The following is a 17,349-nucleotide window of genomic DNA, read 5'->3' on the forward strand; positions in this document are numbered from 1 at the left end:
GACTCCAAACCCTCCGTCGGCTGGCCCTTGGGACCCCGGCGAAGCCCCGAGCATGCGGGCCTCGCTGGGGTCCCCTGCCACATCTGGGGTCATCGCAACTTTTCTCTACCCTGTAGATCAGGCGTTGCTACGACGTACTACTTGCGTACCTGATCGCCTTCAGAAGTCTGCTGCTGGCCGGACGGCTTAGCGACCTCATCAGCCGGCGGCGCATGTTCTTGTCCGGCACCGCGGTGTTCACCGCGGCCTCGGCTCTCGCGGGAGCGGCCGGCAGCCCCGCGATGCTGATCCTCGCGCGTTTCCTGCAGGGGATCGGCGGCGCGATGGCCGCCGCCGTCAGCCTGGGCATCCTGGGGACACTGTTCGCCGAGCCCGGGCAGCGGGCCAGGGCGATCGCCGTCTTCAGCTTCACCGGTGCCGCCGGTGCCTCGATCGGCCAGGTGCTCGGCGGCGTCCTCACCGACACCGCAAGCTGGCGCTGGATCTTCATCAACGTGCCGATCGGGGTCGCGACGCTCGCGGTCGCCCTGCCGGCGCTGCCGGCCACAACGAAACGGCCTTCCTGCCCGCTCGGCAACCACAGCACCGAGTAACGGTAATCGAACATAGGTTCGACATCCGAGGTGGGGTGATCTACGCTTGATCCATGACCGCCACCGATCCCGCCACCGATCCCGCCACCGATCCCGCCACCGGGCAGCATCGGGTGCTGTCCGGGTTGGTGGGGGTGGCCGGGCAGGTGGGTGGCCTGGTAGAGGCGCCGGTGTGGTCGTTGTCGGACGCCGAGTTGTACGGCGCCCTGGACGACTGTTCGGTGGAGCTGGCCCGCCTTGCCGCGGTGCGGCTCGCGCTGGCGCGGGAGGCTCATGGGCGGAACCTGGCCGCGCGGGAGGGCGCGGCCGGTACGGCAGCGTTGCTGCGGGAACGGCTGCGGATGCGTCCCGTTGACGCCCGGCGTCTGCTTGATCTCGCGATTGCCGTGGATGGCCCGCTGGCCGCGACCGGCGCTGCCCTGACCGCCGGTGTGATCACTGTAGAGCAAGCATGGGAGATCCACCTGGCGCTGCGTTCTCTGCCGCGTGGCCTCGGCGCCGAGGTGTATACCGCCGCGGAGGCTTCGCTGCTGGAGCTGGCCTGGATGTTCGACCCCGCGGAGCTGGCCCGTCTCGGCCGGCACCTGCGCGAACAGCTCACCCAGATCGATACCAGCCCCGGCGGCGACGGGCCCACCGACACCGGTCACCACAACGACCCGGACAGCCAGAGCGATGCGGGCGACCAGAGCGATGCGGGCGACCGGGACGGTAGGCCGGGTCCCGGTAGTGATCCTGCCGACCGGCGGGGTCTGTGGTTGACCGACCTGCCGGGCGGGACCACGCGGATCAGCGGCACCCTTGATGCCGAAGCCGCCGCCCTGCTGCGTTCGGCGTTGGATCCGCTGGCCGGACCCCGCCCCGGCGATGACGGCACCGCCGATCCGCGTTCCCCGGCGCGGCGGCGTGCCGACGCCTTCGTCGAGCTGTTCCACCGCGTGCTCGGTGCCGGCGTTCTGCCCGTGACCGGTGGGGTGCGCCCGCATCTGACGGTGACCGTGCCGTGGGCGGCGCTGCTCGGCCACGGCGGGCCTCCGGCCTCGACCGGCTGGGGTCAGCCGCTGCCGGCCGGTGTGCTGCGCCGCCTGGCCTGTGACGCCTCGGTCGGCCGGGTGCTGTTCGATGCGGCCAGCGTTCCGTTGGATGTCGGTCGTGCCTACCGGAGCGCACCGGCGGATCTGCGTCGCGCCGTCATCGCCCGCGATGTCTGCTGCGCATATCCGGGATGTGACCGCCCGTCGTCGTGGTGTGAAATTCACCATGTTCGTCATTGGATAGACGGCGGAGAAACCTCGCTCGACAATCTGGTCTTGCTGTGCGGATATCATCACCGGTTCGTGCACCACCAGGGTTGGACCGTCCGGCTCGGCCCCGACCGCCGGCCCGAGTTCCTTCCTCCACCCTGGATCGACCTGGCACGAAAACCCCGCCGCAACCCCTATTCAYGACATACCGCCGACCTCCTACACACCGCGCCAGGCGGATAACCATCGCTTCGCCCTGGATTCAGGCGAGCAGCGAGACGAAAGCAGTGGCTCAGCCGACCGCAGCCGGCCACGGCCCAGATCATCAGTCCGCAGTCCGCCATCGAGACCACTGCCAATCGTGTCGTCACCCCTCCGCCACCCGCGCCCAGTCCCTGACGACCCACGAACCWCCCAAGGCCCACACTGCTTGGTAGGCACCCCGCCGGCAGGCACACCTTCCTGGRGAGCCGATGACGCCCGACATCGCCGTGGCCCGCGGGCTACTCGCAGCCCAGCCCTTCAGTCGACTGCTCGGCGCCCGGCTCAGTCGCTTCGAGGCGGGGGTGGCCGAGCTGACCATCCCGCTCGGAGATCATCTACGCCAGCAGCACGGCGCCGCGCACGGCGGGGCGCTGAGCTATGCCGCCGACACTGCCCTCACCTTCGCCGCCGGCAGCGTCGCGGGGGACGCCGTCCTGACCTCCGAGATGAAGATCAACTATCTCCGGGGGGCGCGGGGCGACGAGCTCATCGCCCGTGCCGAGGTCGTCCACGCCGGCTCCACTCTGGTTACCGTGCGCTGCGAGGTCTTCGACCGCGGCGGAGACAGGGACGGGGAACGGCTCTGCGCCGTCGCGCTCGGCACCGTCGCGCGCCGCTGACCACCAGCACACCCCTCGTGACGACCAAGCTTCCGTACGACCAAGCTTCGTAGGCTCGAAGGGGCGTACGGCCGAGCCCCCCGGAGGTGCACACGGCCAGCAGCGTGGCGACGGCGGACCGGCCGATGCGCTCGCACGCGCGCCGCAACCGCGAGCGGATCCTCGAGGTGGCCCGGGGCGCCTTCGCCGGCAGCGACAGGGACATCTCCCTCAACGAGGTCGCCAGGCAGGCGGAGGTCGGGATCGGCACGCTCTTCCGGCACTTTCCCAACCGGGACGCGCTGCTCGAGGCGCTGCCGCACGACCGGACCGCCGCGCTACTCGACGAGGTGGACCGGCTGCTGGACGCCCCGGACGCGGGCGCGGCGCTGTTCGGTTGGCTCGACAAACTGATTGCGCACATCGCGACCTACCGGGGGGGTGGCCGCCAGGCTGCTCACCATGGTGCGCGACGAGGAGACGGGGCTGCACGCGTCCTGCTACTCCCTCGAGCAGGCGACGCTGGCATTCCTCGTCCGGGCCCAGCGGGCCGGCGACGTCCGGTCGGACGTGCGGGTCGAGGAGGTGATCTCTCTCGTGACCGCCATCGGCTGGATCCGGGAACAGGCGCCGGAGCGGGCGGACCACGCTCGACCCCTRCTCTCGATCATGACCGATGGCCTGCGGGTTCAGTCCCGGCCGACGACCGATGACACCCCGGGATCTTATAAAACGGAGCACCACCCCGGTACGGGATCATAGACGACGGATCACGACGGATCACGACGGATCACGACGGATCACGACGGATCACGACGGATCACGATGGATCACCCGGGGGAGGCGGTGCCATGGGCGGCGCGGGCGTGATCGTGGATCGTGTCGAGCGGGCTGTCGATCTTCTGCGGTTGGTCGCTCGTGCTCGGGCCACGGACGGACAGACGGGTAAGAGCGGCCCGTGCGGGAACTGGTACTCCGAAGGATGTGTATCCGCAGACCCCGATGAAGGGAGCCGATCAGATGACCACGACAGCCGAGACCGGGAACGTCACCGGCACGAAGGACGCCCAGTACGACCTGCTGTGGTTCACGGAGCGGTGTCTGAGCAACGCGCTGCGGCTGGAGACCTACATCGGCGACGCCGAGCGCGACGACGACCAGGAGCTGGCTAGCTTGTTCCGCCGGGCGCAGAACGAAAGCCGCAAGGGCGCCGAGGAGGGCAAGCAATTGCTGCGCAACCGGCTCTGACCCGGCCCCTCTCACCTCCTCCGGTGGCTCCGGTTCCCCCGGTGCCCGGCCGCGGAGACGACCGACCGGCGTACGGTCCGCAGTGTCTTGCCGGTCGGTCGCCACGATCGCCGAGTGCGGTCTCGCAGGTTTCCCCACACGGGTGCCCTGGACATCATCCCCGGTCAACCCCAACCGAAACCCACGATGGCGCTACATACTGTAAGTAGGTCAGGTGACGGGCGGATCAGGGTGACTGGCGGATCGGTTCGCGTGAGCGGAGCGCGCGAGGTGGCGCCAGACCAGGGCGGGTCAGACCGTGTCGAAGTCGGCCACGAGGAGGTCGGCTACGACGACGTGGCCGTTGCGCAGCGATTGGCGGTGCCGAACCGGCACCGCCAATCGCCGGGCGAGCGTGAGCAGGTCGTCGTCGCGGCGGACGGTGAAGCCGTGGGCGGCGAGCATCCGACGCATCGCGGCGGGGGTCCATGCCGAGCGGTTGGGTTCGCGGGCCATGGGATCGGGGCGCCGTGACACAATAGTCAGCACCCGTGCCGCCAGCCGGCCGAGAAGCGCCGAGAGCGCCGGCGCGTGGTAATGAACGATCAGGCGGCTTCCCGGGGTCGAGCGCCCCGCCACGACCCGGGTCGTGGCGGCGACTTGGCCACGGGTGAGGTAGGGTACGACACCCTCCCAGATCCAGACCGTCGGCACCGTCGGCCGATGCCCCACCGACGTCAGGGCCGCGTCGAGGTCGTCACGGCTGAAGTCCACCGGCGCAAAGCGCGGTGCCGTTCCCGGCGGCCCCGCGTCCCCGAGCCGATCCGCGTCCCCGAGCCGGTCGAGCTTGTCCCGCTGGGACGCCGGATGATCGACCTCGAATACGGCGACGCCGGCGAGCTCCGGCATCCGCCAGGGCCGTCCGTCCAGGCCCGCGCCGAGAACCACCAGTTGCTCCGCCCGCCGCACCTCCCGATCGCCGTCGGCCCCACCGACGGCCTCCCGGAGGGCCTCGTCGATGGCGACGGTACGCGGCACCATCACCTCACCGCAGGCCCGCACCATCTCAAACTCAAGCCGCGCCCCCCACCCCCGCGGCGGGACACCACCGCGCACCCACTCGACAACGCCCCGTTCGTCGGCGCGCAGAAACATCATCGCTGTCGGATCGTCGAACCGGTCGACAGCGATGCGCCCGTGCGCGACGGCCCGCCCCTGGCACACCAGCACCGCGGTCCGGCTCGCACCCCCGTGACCGCCCATGGGCCGATGTCCCCGCACTCTTCCACGATTGCATGCCACTACCGCAGGGGCACCCACAGGCAAGAAGGTGATCATCGGCCCGTCGCGCTCGCCATCGGCGGCCATGCCCGGGTGAGCGTGCTGGAAGCCGTGCACATCCACCTCGGCCTCCACCTCGGCCTCCACCTCGGCCTCGAGGTCCCCGTCCCGCGCGCCCCACAACCGCAGGCCGTTCACCGAAAGTGTCGATGGTTGCGGTGAAGCAGGCGGCAGCGTGAATCGCGTGCACGACAACGCTGCCTCCGTACCCACTACAGTAGGCCGTCCATTGCCAATACACCCTGGTCACAGGGGGCGCGCCAGCATGCCCACCGAAGAGACCCACACCGGGTCCGGATGGCAGGATCACTCCAGGAGACCGTCGGCGTTCTCCCACCGTTACATTCGTCGTTCCCGTCCCGCGCACCGTCTCCCCGGAAAGGGGCCAACACCCTGATGGCCGAGCAGTCCCCCCGTCGCAGCATCGAGTCCTGGGCGCACGACCTGCCCGTGAGCTTCGTGGAATGCCGCACCATGGGACACCGCTGGCAGCCCCACAGCGCCACCTGGGACCGTGAGGCCCGCGCCTACCACGTCATCCACGCCTGCGACCGCTGCCGCACCCAGCGCAAAGCCTGGTGGACCCGCAACGGCGAGGTCACCGCCGCCGGCTACACCTATCCCGAGGGCTACCTCACCCGCGACGTCGGCTATGTCGGAGCCGACGGCCGCGGTGTCCTGCGCACCGAGTACCTCACCCGCATGTTCAACACGACCACCCGGCGTGCCAACGCGAACGGCCACGGGGACGCGGCACCGGAGTCCTGAACGAGACCCGGCCGACAACCCCGAAAGCTGCGACAAACTCGTCCAGGCCGGCCGACGAGAGCATGACCCCATCCTCCCGCCGCACGGACCCGGGCGGCGGACCCGGTGGCCTCCACCGGGTCCGCCACTGGCGGCGGCCGGCGGGGCGTGTCGCGGGGCATGTTCCACCTGGTTACCGTCGGAGACGGTGGGCAGGCATCCGACATGATGCGTGCCCCGAAAACCGGTGTCCTGGCCCGCCTGACCAACACGGCGCGCCAGGAACAGAGCGAGTACGCGGGCAACGAGCCCCGCCCGCTGCGCAGCTATCTTGCCACCCTGTCGGCGTATGGCGGGTTGTGCGCGGYTCTCGGGCTGATCGGCCGGGTGTCCGGTGCGGTCCTGCCCGAGCGGTTCGCGGTCTCCGACCTGGTTCTCGTCACGATCGCCACGCACAAGCTGAGCCGCATTCTCACCAAGGACCCGGTGACGAGCCCGCTGCGCGCCCCCTTCACCCGCTTCCGCGGCACCGCGGGACCGGCGGAACTCGCCGAGGAGGTCCGCGAGCATCCCCCGGCCCGGCACAGCGTGGGTGAGCTACTCACTTGCCCGTTCTGCACCGCGCAGTGGATGGCCACCGGCTTCGTCTTCGGCCTGGTCGTCGCGCCTCGGCCGACGCGGCTCGCCGCATCCGTCTTCACGGTGGTCACCGGCTCCGACCTACTTCAACTCGTCTACGCGAACGCGCAACAACGGGCCACCAGGGGCTGACCATTCCCGCCCGGGTGGTGGGTGTTGCACCCAGATCACGGGAACTGGCGGCGCAGTGATGATGTGTGACGTGCGTACGCGCATGCGCACGCCCGTACATCTGCGCGTGCATACTCCAGAAGAATTGGGTCCGGTCCCATCGTGAGAGCCGGCTGCACGTGCAGACGTTTGAACCCCGCGGTGCCCGGCGAGAGACCAAGGGCCATGGCGGACAACCTGCGCGAACTCCCTCGCTGGACCGCCGACCGCGAAGGCCTGGAACGGGTCCGAAGAACTCAAATCATCAAAGCATCGCCGAACGGCGGTCCGTGTGTCACGTCTCAGCCGGCGCTCGTGTTGAAATAGGCACGGAAGAGGGGCCCGAGGCGCCAAGCTGTTCATCTGGAGCGCCGTGGCGAGAGTATGGACAGAAACTTACCGAATGTCACCGTAAGACGCAGAGGCGGCACCGATAGTGATACCGATGGTTCTCGCCGGTCGACCTTCGTCCGCCATGGCCGCCGTGGGTGGCTCCGGACAAGCTGCGTGAAGAGGGGTGCGTGATGGAGTCCTCGGCTGACCAGTCGAGCTGGTCGGACGTGTGGTCGCATATTCCGGCCGCGAATCCGCAGCAATCCGGCCCGCTATGGGCGTTGGCGGTCCTCATCGGGCCGGATCGGGCGGTGGAAGGTGTCGTCGGATTCTTCGTGACACCGGCCGAGGCGAACCGGCACGCCCGGGCGGGGGGCTACGAGAGCTGGCTGGTGATTCCGGCGCTGGACCTGCACGGGGCGGGTGGGCCGGTAGCGGTCCTGTGACCGGTGGACCGCCCGATCGCGGCGTCGGCCCGAGCCCCCGCGGAAGCCCTTCTTCGGGAGAGGGCACACTGGTATTCCGACGTACCACTCCTCCACTCCTCCGCTACCCCGCTACCCCCGCATGCGGCGATGCGACACCCACGGCACCGACGACAGATCGACCACAGGCCCATCGACCACAGGCCGGAAGCGGCCATGAACCCCTCTCCGACCATGGGCTCTCCCCGGACTCCTCCTCCCCCGGGTGCCCCGCGATCGCCGGGCGTCCCACAATCGAAGGTGTAATCGAAGGTGCAGATGACGGCCGGCCCCCTCTACGCGCTCTATACCCGTCGCCTGCGTCGGCAGGTCATGGCGGGTCCACTGCCTGCGCACGTCGGGCTGGTCATGGACGGCAACCGCCGCTGGGCCCGCGAGATGGGCATGGCGAATCCGAGCCTCGGCCACAAGTACGGCGCCGAGCACGCCGAGGACGTCCTGTCCTGGTGCGAGCTTGTCGGCATCAAACACGTCACCGTGTTCGTCTGCTCGACGGAGAACCTGCAGCAGCGCGGGGACGCCGAGGTCGCCTTCCTCATGCAGGTGATCGAGCAGGTGGTGGCCGACCGGCTCGGGCGGCCGGACGCCCGCTGGCAGGTCCATCTCGCGGGCATGCTGGACACGCTGCCGGACAGCACGGCCCGTGTCCTCAAGGAGGCCGTGGAGACAACCCGCAGCGTCACGACCGGCGCCCACGTCACCCTCGCCGTCGGGTACGGGGGTCGCCAGGAGGTCATCGAGGCCCTGCGCGAGCTGCTGCACGAGCGGGCCGAGGCCGGGGACTCGCTGACCGACGTCGCGTCGACGCTGACCGTGGACGACATCGCCCAGCACCTCTACACCGCCGGCCAGCCCGACCCCGATCTGGTGATCCGCACCAGCGGGGAACAGCGGCTGTCCAACTTCTTGCTCTGGCAGAGCGCCTACTCGGAGCTGTATTTCTGCGAGGCGTACTGGCCGGCGTTCCGTGAGATCGACTTCCTGCGCGCCCTGCGCAGCTTCGCCGCCAGGGAGCGACGCCACGGCGCCTGATCCACCGTCTGGCCCGCCCATGAGCAGCCCCCGGCCCGTCTCCTGAACCGCCCTTGAGCCACTCCTGAGCCACTGAGGTGGTTCCCGATCTTCGGACAGTGATCCCTGTAGGATGACTGGTCCGTAGACGGAGGATGTTGATGAGTCAGCAGCGTAGGCGGTTTACGCCTGAGTACAAGGACGAGGCGGTGAAACTCGTCATCGATTCGGGCCGGCCGGTAGTCGCGGTCGCGAAGGATCTCGGCATAAACGAGGGCACTCTGGGCACCTGGGTAGCTGCGTGGCGACGTGCCCATGACAACAGTGAGGACGAGCCGCTGTCGATGTCGGAACGCGCCCGGCTCCGAGAGCTGGAGAAGGAGAACCGGGAACTCCGGATGGAGCGCGAGTTCCTCTCAAAAGCCGCGGCCTTCTTCGCGCAGCGCCATCAGTGATCGACAAGTACATGCTGATCGCCGCGGAGAAGGCCAACTATCCCGTGCGGAAAATGTGTTCCTGGCTGGAGGTGTCCGCGTCCGGATTCTACGACTGGCAGCGCCGACCGGCGTCGCCGCGTTCCCGTCGTCACGCAACGCTGGAAACACGGATACGGGCGTTGTTCGCCGCGTCCCGGCAGACGTACGGCGCCCGGCGGATCGCCGCCGCCCTGCGGGCCTCGGGCACGCCGGCGTCGGTGCGCCTGGTCCGCCGCGTCATGCGCCGCGCCGGCCTGCGTGCCTGCCAGCCCAGGTCCTACCGGCGCACCACCCTGCCCGGGCAGGCCCCGGCGCCGACCGACAGGGTCCRCCGTGACTTCACCGCGACTCGCCCCGGGGAGAAGCTCGTCGGGGACATCACCTACATCCGCACCGGTGAGGGATGGCTGTACCTGGCGACCGTCATCGACTGCTATTCCAGAAAAGTCATAGGCTGGTCGATGGCGGAGCACATGCGCGCCGATCTGATCATCGACGCTTTCGCGATGGCCGCGACCCGGACCCGACTGGCGCCAGGAGCGGTTTTCCACTCGGATCGCGGCTCGCAATATCTTTCCGACGCCTATCAGAGGACTCTTCAGCGCCACCAGGTCCTCCCGTCCGCCGGCGCCACCGGAGTGTGCTGGGACAACTCCCTCGCCGAATCCTTCTTCGGAACCCTGAAAAACGAGCTCGTCCACCGGGAGATCTACCCGACCCGCCGCGCCGCCCGCACCGCGATCACCGACTACATCGAGATCTTCTACAACCGGCAGCGSCTCCACTCCACCCTGCACTACCAAACCCCCGACCAGGTCGAAAACCTTTACCACACAACCATCGCAACCATTGCGGACGCCGCATAAGCCGGATAGGAWCCTACTACGCAGGTGTCCGAGAAACGGGGCTCACCTCACCACTCCTGAGCCCGCCCCCTGGACGGCGGACTGCGCGCGTCGGGTTTCCGCTTCCCGTTGCCCGATCATTTCTTCCTTCGCCCGGCCCCTCCCCCCTTCGTTCCTCCTTTCCTCCTTTCCTCTCGTGAGCGGAGCTGGTATCCCGCCGGGCAGGAAGATCGTTCAGGYGGTCAACGCCGGCCATGGGCCACCTATGGGCTTCAGGGATGTGTCGAGCACCCAGCGCATCGTCGTCGTCCGACGGCTGGTCACCCGCCCGGTCGGCCGCATCCTGCCCGCGGAAACGCCCAGTGGTGCCATTACCGCAAGTAAGTGCTTATTGCGCCATCAGCGAACTACCATCGAGTCTCCGTCGCTCTGGTGCAAGCCTGTCGCCTGTCGGGACCTGAGGTCAGACATAAACGGAGCATCAATGGCATCCGCCACCAGCGTCCACAAGGGTTGGAAGATCTTCTTCACCAGAGAGGAGACCGAGATGGTCGCTAACGGCGTCGACATAGCTGCGATAGTTTCGGCCGTCATACCCGAGCCGGCCACCGCCACGGTGGCGTCAGTGGCCCCRCGAATCCTCGCTTTTTATGYGAATCGCGCTCTCAAAATCAACAAGAGGCTCGGACTCGAGGTCAATATGCCCAGCCCCAATTTCCCCGTCCGCACCGAAACCATCGGGCCCCCGGTGTGGCCTTTCCGAATCTAGCCATGATCAAAAATGGCGGTCGGAACGTCGTCAACACCGTTGATTATCTTGTCTGCACTCCCAAGAGGCGCCGAGATACCTGACCGCCGCTGGCGATGAACCGACCATCGCCGGCGATGGGACCGGCGGTAGTCGGGACGCGGGTGGAATGCCACAACCACCCGCGCCCCGACCGTCCGGCCCAGCCCGCGCCGGGATCAGGCCCGCGCCGGGATCAGGCCGGAGAGCATGGATCGTCCTGGTCCGTCAACTCGCCGCTACTGCTGCACCTGTTGCCGGAACCAGCGGACGACCGCGGCCGTACCGGCCTTGTTGGAGTCGAGATGACCGACGTTGGGTCCCAGGTTGATGATCGGGGCGTCGGCGCCACGTGCCAGGAACGCGGCCTGGCAATGCTCGCTGTTGGCCCGCGGAACCTGATGGTCGGCGCCGCCGACGAAGAGCCGGACCGGCGCCCTCGGGTTCCAGTTCGAACAGGTATGGTCCGCCGCCCACAGCCCCACGGCCAGCCCGTCCCAGGGGTTGCGGAGCAGGTCGAAGCCGTGCGGGGTGAGCAGCTTGCCGGTGGTCGCCGGCAGGCCGGCGAGGATCTGCTCCCCGGTGTGCTTGCCGTCGAAGAGCGTCGCGACCTTCGGATCCTGGAACACCTCCGCGGGCGAGCGGTACAGGTGGTACAGGYGGTTCCAGGAGACGAGGAAGAAGGCGGTGTAGCCGACACCGAAGGGCCATGCGACCTGCCCGTTCAGCCATGCCGGCAGCTCCACGGAACGCAGGTCATAGGCTCCGCTGACGGGCGCCAGGGCACCGAGCCGGAACGACGGGTCGGCGCCGGCCCACAGTGCCTTCCCCAGTCCCGTGGCCGCCGAAGCGCCCTGGGAGAACCCGGTGACCAGCACATCCCGTTTGAACTTCCGGCCTTCACGCGCGGCGACGGTGCGCGCCGCACGGAGCAGGTCCAGCGACGCGCTGGTTTCCGAGGGGACATCCAACCACGGATGGTCACCCGGCCCGACGCCGTAGCCCAGGTAGTCGGGGGCGACCGCAGCGAACCCGGCGGCGGCGTAGGTGAGGGCCGGGGCCTGCCCCCAGGAGTTGGCCTCCAGATCGGTCGCGGTCGACGGGGCGTCCGCGCGGTTGATCTCGGTGCCGTGGGCGTAGGAGACGACCTGCAGCCAGCGGTCCTCGGTGCGCGGCAGCGCCACCAGGCCGCTGGCGGTCGTCCGACGTCCACGGGGGTCGATCGTGTAGTACACGACCCGGTAGGTCCGCACCCCCGACCGGATCACCTCCGGATCGGCGTCGAACCCGGTACTGGCCAGGACCGCCCGCACATACTCCGCCGACAGGACCCGTAGCCGTTTGACGGAGACCACATCCCCGCGGTAGGAGGATGTGTGGTGCCAAGCCGTGGTCGGCCCGGTGGCCGCGGCGGGGTCGATGAGGGCGCTGGTCGTCGCCGCGGTCGTCGCGGCGAGGACGAGCCCGATGACGGTCCGGCGCCGCCGGGAGCGCCGTCCCCTCCTCACGATGTCCTGCTGCCCGTGACCTACCAGCCGCGCGTGACGTCTCCGCGGCGCGTGGCCTCCTTCCTGGCCTTCTTCCTGGACATGACCCGTTTCCCGCGCGTGACCCGTTTCCCGCATGTGACCTCCTTCCCGCACGCGGCCCATTTCCCGCGCGTGGCCGATTTCTCGCATGTGACGCCCCAGTGGCACATGACTTCTTTTCTGCACGTGGCCTCTTTCCTGCATGTGGCTTCCTTCCCGCGTGTGCATTGCGATGCCGGTGACGCTAGAAGTGGGYCTGTCGCCACGCCGGTGATCCTAAAAGTGGGCCTGTCCAGGATGAATGCGGTCAGCGGGTCGAGCCGGGCGGGGAAAACCACCGCGCACGGGATTCGGACGGCTCACCGGCTCTCGCCGGATCACCCTCCCTATAATGTCTTCGGACAGACCATCTACGCGAGGGGTTATCATCCGGCACACGCTAACGCCACTCGGCGACGGCCGGACCGCGGTCGTCCACCGGTTGGAGATCGCCGGCCCGGGAGTCGACGAGGTGGGCCCGGAGCTGGGTCCACAGATCAGCGAGGATTTCCCGGCGGCGATGGCGGACCTGTTCGCCGCCGCCCGGCTGCGCGGTGCCGCGCAAGGGGTCTCCGGGTCGTGACCCGGTTCGTGGGAAGCCCGGCGAGCAGTCCGGCCTCTATCGGCAGTCGATCCCCGGAAAGGGTCGCCGCGGCGACACCCGCGCCCCACCGCCGAGGGAGGCCGCGGGAAAGTGCTCCGGTGGTTGTTACCATGCTCCCCATGGGCTTCGGGAAAATCACGGCGTTTATCCCCTTGGAGGGAAATCTATAATGCTAGTGATGAAATCGGTCACGATTGCCCCGATCCGACCTCCGCCAGCTCCCCCGGGATGCGGGAAACCGCCCCGGAAACCGCGGAGCAGACGCAGCAGAACGAGCTGATCGGGCCGGCCGCCCGGCTGGCGACCTGGGTGTTCGTCGGCTGTTATCTGGTCTGCACCGTTCCGGTCTCCCCAACGGCCAGGGTGGGCATCCCGACCACAAAGATCCAGGTTTTTCTCTATTCCTTTCTCGCGGTGCTCTCCCTGGTCTCGCGCCGCAACGGTGCCACCTTCGTCCACAGCGCGCTGCGCAGCCTGTCGGCCGTACTTTTCATCGCGGCGGTCATGTGCTTTTACTCCCTTGCCCCGATGGGCCCGATGGGCCCGATGGGCCCGGACGGCGCGGCCGAATACCTCGCGGCAAGCCTGCGGTTCGGCGTCTTCTACGCCTCGATCGCCGTCTTTGCGGCATTCTTCTTCGATCGCCGCCACCTCGAACACGTCTTCTGGCGGATGTCATTGGGCTGCGTGTGGATCGCCTTGGCCGGCTATGCCGTCGCCGCCGTCCTACCGGCGCCGGTGTGGGTAGACGCCGGCTCCGGCGGCACGCCCCGGCTGCGCGGGCTGCTGGCCGAGCCCTCGTCCTGGGCCCCGGTCATCTCCGTGCTGATCCTGCTGGCGGTCCGGCGCAGGTCGTGGCGAAACCTGGCACTCGTCGTCCTCGCCGGTCTGCTGACCAAATCACCCACGGTCCTGCTCACCGCCGCTATCAGCCTGATCTTCTGTTATCTCAACGGGATTCGAGCGGTGGCTGCCCGGGGCCGCCGGACGATCGTCCTCGCCGCCGTCCTGCCACTGACCGTCGTCGGGATCGGCCGGATCGACCCGACCGGCTACCTGGCCAGCAACAACGGCCTGACGGTCGCGTTCGGCCGGCTCGTCGCCGGACTCGATGCGCTGGGCGATGACACGGCACCCGCCACCGCCAACGGCCGTTACACGAGCGCGCGGATCGTCATGGCCGAGGCTCGGCAGAACGGTCATCCGAACATCGGCTACGGCCCGAACTCGAACTCCGTCTATCTCGCCCAGAAATACGGTGACGACCGGAACTACGCGGCCAACTCCCTCTACGTGACCTGGCTGTTCGACTTCGGTCGGATCGGCGCGTACGCTTTGTTGGCAGCGATCTTCCTGGTCCTGCTGCGGCTGGTCAAACGGCCGGCATCGGYCGCCCTCTTCATACCCTTCCTGGTCGCTTCCCTCATCARCTCCGCGCAGGGTTTCGAACTGTTCAAGTTCGCCTTCGTCCCCGTCCTGCTCTACCTGTTCGGCTGGGAGCGCCGCATCCTCCCCGGCAACCGCCGTCAAGAACCCGATCTCGCACGACGCAGACCAGCCACCCCCGCAGGCGCMGCGGACGCTCTGCCCCGGCGGGGGGCTTCCGCCGGCAGATCGACGCCGGCGACGGCCTGATCCAGCCGCCGGAACACACCCCTGCGCCGGGGCTTCGAGTGGGCGCATCTGACACCCTCGCGTCCTGGATCGACCGATACGCCCAGCCGGGCGACCCATTGGACCCGCCCACAGGCCGGACCGGGCACAGGAGCGACCAGATGATCATATGGACCCGCCCCCACCGTGGCTGACCGGCCGTTGGATACCTCCGACTCGCCCGTGCCGGCCCGGTCTCAGCCTGCCTCCAGGCGGATGATCAGGGATTTCGAGGTGGGGGTGTTGCTGCGGGCGGCGGTGCTGTCGAGGGGGACCAGGACGTTGGTCTCCGGGAAGTAGGCGGCGGCGCAGCCGCGGGCGGTCGGGTAGGCCACGACGCGAAAGTTCTCCGCGCGCCGGTCCATCCCGTCCGTCCAGACCCCAACGAGGTCGACGTGGGTGCCGTCGGCGATACCGAGGTCGTCGAGGTCGTCCGGGTGGACGAACACGACGCGCCGGCCGCGGCGCACCCCGCGGTACCGGTCGTCCATGCCGTAGATCGTCGTGTTGTACTGGTCGTGGGAGCGGACGGTCTGCAACAGCAGGTGTCCCGGCGGGACCCGCAGCACCTCACAGGTGTTGACCGTCAGCGCGGCCMGCCCGCTCGGCGTCGGGAACGTCCGGCTGTCCCGCGGCGGGTGCGGGAGCGGGAATCCCCCCAGCTCGGCCAGGCCCGCCTCGTAATCGGTGAACCCGGGGACGACCCGGGCGATGTGGGCGCGGATCCGCCGGTAGTCCCCGGCGAGCCCCACCCGGTCCGCTGTCCCCGATTCGGCCACCTCCGGCTGGCCGGCCAGGGTGGCCGCCGCGACGCCGCAGACGATCGCCACCTCCGAGCGCAGCCCCGGGCCGGCCGGCGCCAGGCCGCCGCGGGAGGCGTGCACCATCCCCATCGAGTCCTCGACGCTGACCTGCTGCGGTCCGGCGGCCTGCACGTCGATCTCCGTACGGCCCAGCGCCGGCAGGATCAACGCCGCCCGGCCCGTCACCACATGCGACCGGTTCAGCGTCGTCGACACCTGGACCGTCAGCCGGCACGACCGCATCGCCGCCTCCGTCACCGCGGTGTCCGGGCTCGCGGCCACGAAGTTCCCGCCCATGCCGAGGAACACCCTCACCCGGCCGTCGCGCATCGCCCGGATCGTCCCCACCGCATCGAACCCGTGGCGGCGCGGCGGGGTGAAGGCGAACTCGGCCACCGACCGCTCCCCCACCGGCGGATCCGGCCACGCGCACCCCGGACAGTCAAACCCGTGATCCTGGTTCACCAGCCGCAACGTCCGCACCCCCGGGCCGGCCCCATCCGCTCCCACGACCGCGCCACCGCATGCCCCATCCCCGCCAGCCCCGCCGCCGCCGACGCCGGCTCCTCCACCCGCAGGTCGGCGTCCTCGTCACCGCCGGCCCCGGCACGCACCCCGGCCCCGGCACGCACCCCGGCCGCCGCTTCGAAAGCCTCACTCCGCCTACGCGACATGACTGACACCCCCATGAGGACAGGCACCGGCACCGGCATTGAACCGGTACCAACATTGAACCGACAGCGGGCCAGGGCCCCGCTACCCCTTGTCTTTCGTTAGCCGCTAATGTTTTGTAGGGGTACCGTTGCAGCCGCAACGGCCACCGCCCCATTAGTCGATCATCGACCTGGAGGTCCCGTGACCGCGCCATCCCCGTCCGACGTCGCTCCGCTGCCTCTGGCCGCCGGCACCTGGACGCTCGACCCCGCGCACTCGGGCGTGAACTTCCAGATTCGCCATCTCGGCGTCACCAACGTCCGCGGGCGCTTCGACACGTTCTCCGCGACGCTGTCGGTCGGCGACACCCTGGAGTCGGTGTCCGTCGGCGCCGAGATCGACCTGGCCTCGATCAACACCAACCAGCCCGACCGGGACGCGCACCTGCGTTCCGCCGACTTCTTCGACCTCGCGTCCCATCCGTCCATCACGTTCACCTCGACGTCCGTCACGGGCAGCGACGAGGAGTACGAACTCGCCGGCGATCTCTCGATCAACGGCGTGACCAGACCCGTCACCCTGGCGGTCGAGTTCTACGGGGTCGACACTCACCCCGTAGATGGCCGCGTCCGGTCCGGCTTCRCCGCGACGACCGAGATCCGCCGCGGCGACTATGGCATCACCTTCAACCTGCCGCTCGGTGCCGGCAGGCTCGCCCTCTCCGACAAGGTCAAGATCGAGCTCGACCTGCAGTTCATCGCCCCCTGATCAACCCGGCTCCCCAACCGGTCCCGCGCCGTCGCGAGCCCGCGCCCCGAGATCATCCGGGCTCGCGACGGAGGCCGCGGGCACCTCCACCGGCCCGGCAAGCCCCGGTCAGCAAGCCCCGGTCAGGGGGTCCTGGGACACGGCGGCTCCCCGCGCGCGACGAGATGCTCCTGCGCCCACACCTCCAGCTCGTGCAGCGCCGTGCGCAGCCCCTCGCCCCGCCGGGTGAGCCGATAACGCGTCGCCACCGGCGGCCCCTCGAGAACCTCACGCTCCACGAGGCCGGCCTGGACGAGTTCGGTGAGGCGGCCCGACAGCATCCGCTCGCTCACCCCCGGCACCAGCTTCGCTATCTCGGAGAACCTCGCCGGGCCAGCCATCAGCGTACTGATGATCAGACCGCTCCACCGCTTCCCCAGCAGCGCGAAGACCGGAGTCAGCGCCTGACAGCTCACGCCGTCCTCCGGCCTCGCAACCATCCGGTCATAGTAGGTGCCCGACGCATCACGGGTGCCTCGGCGCAGCGCAGGTCACGACGCAGCGCAGGTCACGACGCAG

Annotated in this window: 16 protein-coding genes and 3 pseudogenes; 14 read left to right on the plus strand and 5 right to left on the minus strand. The window is 69.1% G+C overall.

From position 1 onward, the window contains the following. Positions 1-134: 134 nt before the first annotated feature. The 6 genes and pseudogenes from CcI156_RS16435 to CcI156_RS16455 form a co-directional block, all read left to right on the plus strand. Positions 135-545, plus strand: a pseudogene (locus tag CcI156_RS16435) (MFS transporter); the annotation flags it as partial. Between the two features lie 101 nt (positions 546-646). Next, entirely contained in the window at positions 647-2,080 is a 1,434-nt protein-coding gene (locus CcI156_RS16440) for an HNH endonuclease signature motif containing protein (protein ID WP_076806669.1), read from the plus strand. 230 nt (positions 2,081-2,310) lie between these two features. Continuing rightward, on the plus strand, positions 2,311-2,721 hold the full coding sequence (locus CcI156_RS16445; protein WP_011436636.1) for a PaaI family thioesterase: 411 nt from the start codon (positions 2,311-2,313) through the stop codon (positions 2,719-2,721). 125 nt (positions 2,722-2,846) lie between these two features. After that, positions 2,847-2,957: pseudogene (locus tag CcI156_RS27055) on the plus strand (TetR/AcrR family transcriptional regulator); the annotation flags it as partial. A gap of 184 nt (positions 2,958-3,141) precedes the next feature. Next, on the plus strand, positions 3,142-3,462 hold the full coding sequence (locus tag CcI156_RS27060; protein ID WP_063579163.1) for a hypothetical protein: 321 nt from the start codon (positions 3,142-3,144) through the stop codon (positions 3,460-3,462). A gap of 258 nt (positions 3,463-3,720) precedes the next feature. Then, on the plus strand, positions 3,721-3,948 hold the full coding sequence (locus tag CcI156_RS16455; protein WP_023841463.1) for a hypothetical protein: 228 nt from the start codon (positions 3,721-3,723) through the stop codon (positions 3,946-3,948). A gap of 291 nt (positions 3,949-4,239) precedes the next feature. On the opposite strand, the gene CcI156_RS16460 is transcribed toward CcI156_RS16455, so the two are convergent. Next, on the minus strand, positions 4,240-5,190 hold the full coding sequence (locus tag CcI156_RS16460; protein WP_035941750.1) for a class I SAM-dependent methyltransferase: 951 nt from the start codon (positions 5,188-5,190) through the stop codon (positions 4,240-4,242). A gap of 474 nt (positions 5,191-5,664) precedes the next feature. Between CcI156_RS16460 and CcI156_RS16465 the strand changes: the two genes are divergently transcribed. From CcI156_RS16465 to CcI156_RS16490, 5 genes are all read left to right on the plus strand, one after another. Further along, the gene (locus tag CcI156_RS16465; RefSeq protein ID WP_023841461.1) at positions 5,665-6,036 is read left to right on the plus strand and encodes a hypothetical protein; all 372 of its coding nucleotides are present in this window, start codon (positions 5,665-5,667) and stop codon (positions 6,034-6,036) included. Positions 6,037-6,240: 204 nt separating this feature from the next. Next, a complete protein-coding gene (locus CcI156_RS16470) occupies positions 6,241-6,786 on the plus strand; it encodes a DUF1360 domain-containing protein (RefSeq protein WP_076806689.1) in 546 nt (181 codons plus the stop codon). A gap of 542 nt (positions 6,787-7,328) precedes the next feature. Further along, positions 7,329-7,583: a hypothetical protein gene (locus tag CcI156_RS16475; RefSeq protein ID WP_011436631.1), complete on the plus strand. Its 255-nt coding sequence runs from the start codon at positions 7,329-7,331 to the stop codon at positions 7,581-7,583. A gap of 297 nt (positions 7,584-7,880) precedes the next feature. Then, the gene (uppS, locus tag CcI156_RS16480; RefSeq protein WP_023841459.1) at positions 7,881-8,654 is read left to right on the plus strand and encodes a polyprenyl diphosphate synthase; all 774 of its coding nucleotides are present in this window, start codon (positions 7,881-7,883) and stop codon (positions 8,652-8,654) included. Positions 8,655-8,794: 140 nt separating this feature from the next. After that, positions 8,795-9,975, plus strand: a protein-coding gene (locus CcI156_RS16490) for an IS3 family transposase (RefSeq protein ID WP_139341525.1) whose coding sequence is annotated in 2 segments (ribosomal slippage) — positions 8,795-9,059 and positions 9,059-9,975 — 1,182 coding nt in all. Because the reading frame shifts where the segments join, the coding sequence is not laid out codon by codon here. A gap of 1,005 nt (positions 9,976-10,980) precedes the next feature. Here CcI156_RS16490 and CcI156_RS16500 read toward each other — a convergent pair. Next, positions 10,981-12,249, minus strand: a complete 1,269-nt coding sequence (locus tag CcI156_RS16500; RefSeq protein WP_254847470.1) for a lipase — start codon at positions 12,247-12,249, stop codon at positions 10,981-10,983. Positions 12,250-12,661: 412 nt separating this feature from the next. On the opposite strand from CcI156_RS16500, the gene CcI156_RS16505 reads away from it, so the two are divergent. Further along, positions 12,662-12,892 carry a hypothetical protein gene (locus tag CcI156_RS16505; protein WP_023841454.1) on the plus strand — a complete coding sequence of 77 codons (231 nt, stop codon included), beginning with the start codon at positions 12,662-12,664 and terminating at the stop codon, positions 12,890-12,892. A gap of 249 nt (positions 12,893-13,141) precedes the next feature. Further along, positions 13,142-14,548: a hypothetical protein gene (locus CcI156_RS16510; protein WP_076806681.1), complete on the plus strand. Its 1,407-nt coding sequence runs from the start codon at positions 13,142-13,144 to the stop codon at positions 14,546-14,548. A gap of 215 nt (positions 14,549-14,763) precedes the next feature. Here the strand turns inward: CcI156_RS16510 and CcI156_RS16515 are convergent. Both CcI156_RS16515 and CcI156_RS25775 read right to left on the minus strand, forming a co-directional pair. Next, positions 14,764-15,762: pseudogene (locus tag CcI156_RS16515) on the minus strand (molybdopterin dinucleotide binding domain-containing protein); the annotation flags it as partial. Positions 15,763-15,830: 68 nt separating this feature from the next. Next, the gene (locus CcI156_RS25775; protein ID WP_157493442.1) at positions 15,831-16,043 is read right to left on the minus strand and encodes a hypothetical protein; all 213 of its coding nucleotides are present in this window, start codon (positions 16,041-16,043) and stop codon (positions 15,831-15,833) included. Between the two features lie 181 nt (positions 16,044-16,224). On the opposite strand from CcI156_RS25775, the gene CcI156_RS16525 reads away from it, so the two are divergent. After that, on the plus strand, positions 16,225-16,791 hold the full coding sequence (locus CcI156_RS16525; protein WP_076806687.1) for a YceI family protein: 567 nt from the start codon (positions 16,225-16,227) through the stop codon (positions 16,789-16,791). Between the two features lie 122 nt (positions 16,792-16,913). Here CcI156_RS16525 and CcI156_RS16530 read toward each other — a convergent pair whose 3' ends face one another. Continuing rightward, positions 16,914-17,270: a helix-turn-helix domain-containing protein gene (locus CcI156_RS16530; RefSeq protein WP_035733319.1), complete on the minus strand. Its 357-nt coding sequence runs from the start codon at positions 17,268-17,270 to the stop codon at positions 16,914-16,916. Positions 17,271-17,349 lie beyond the last annotated feature (79 nt).

The sequence above is a fragment of the Frankia sp. CcI156 genome (assembly GCF_001983015.1).
GTDB lineage: Bacteria > Actinomycetota > Actinomycetes > Frankiales > Frankiaceae > Frankia > Frankia casuarinae.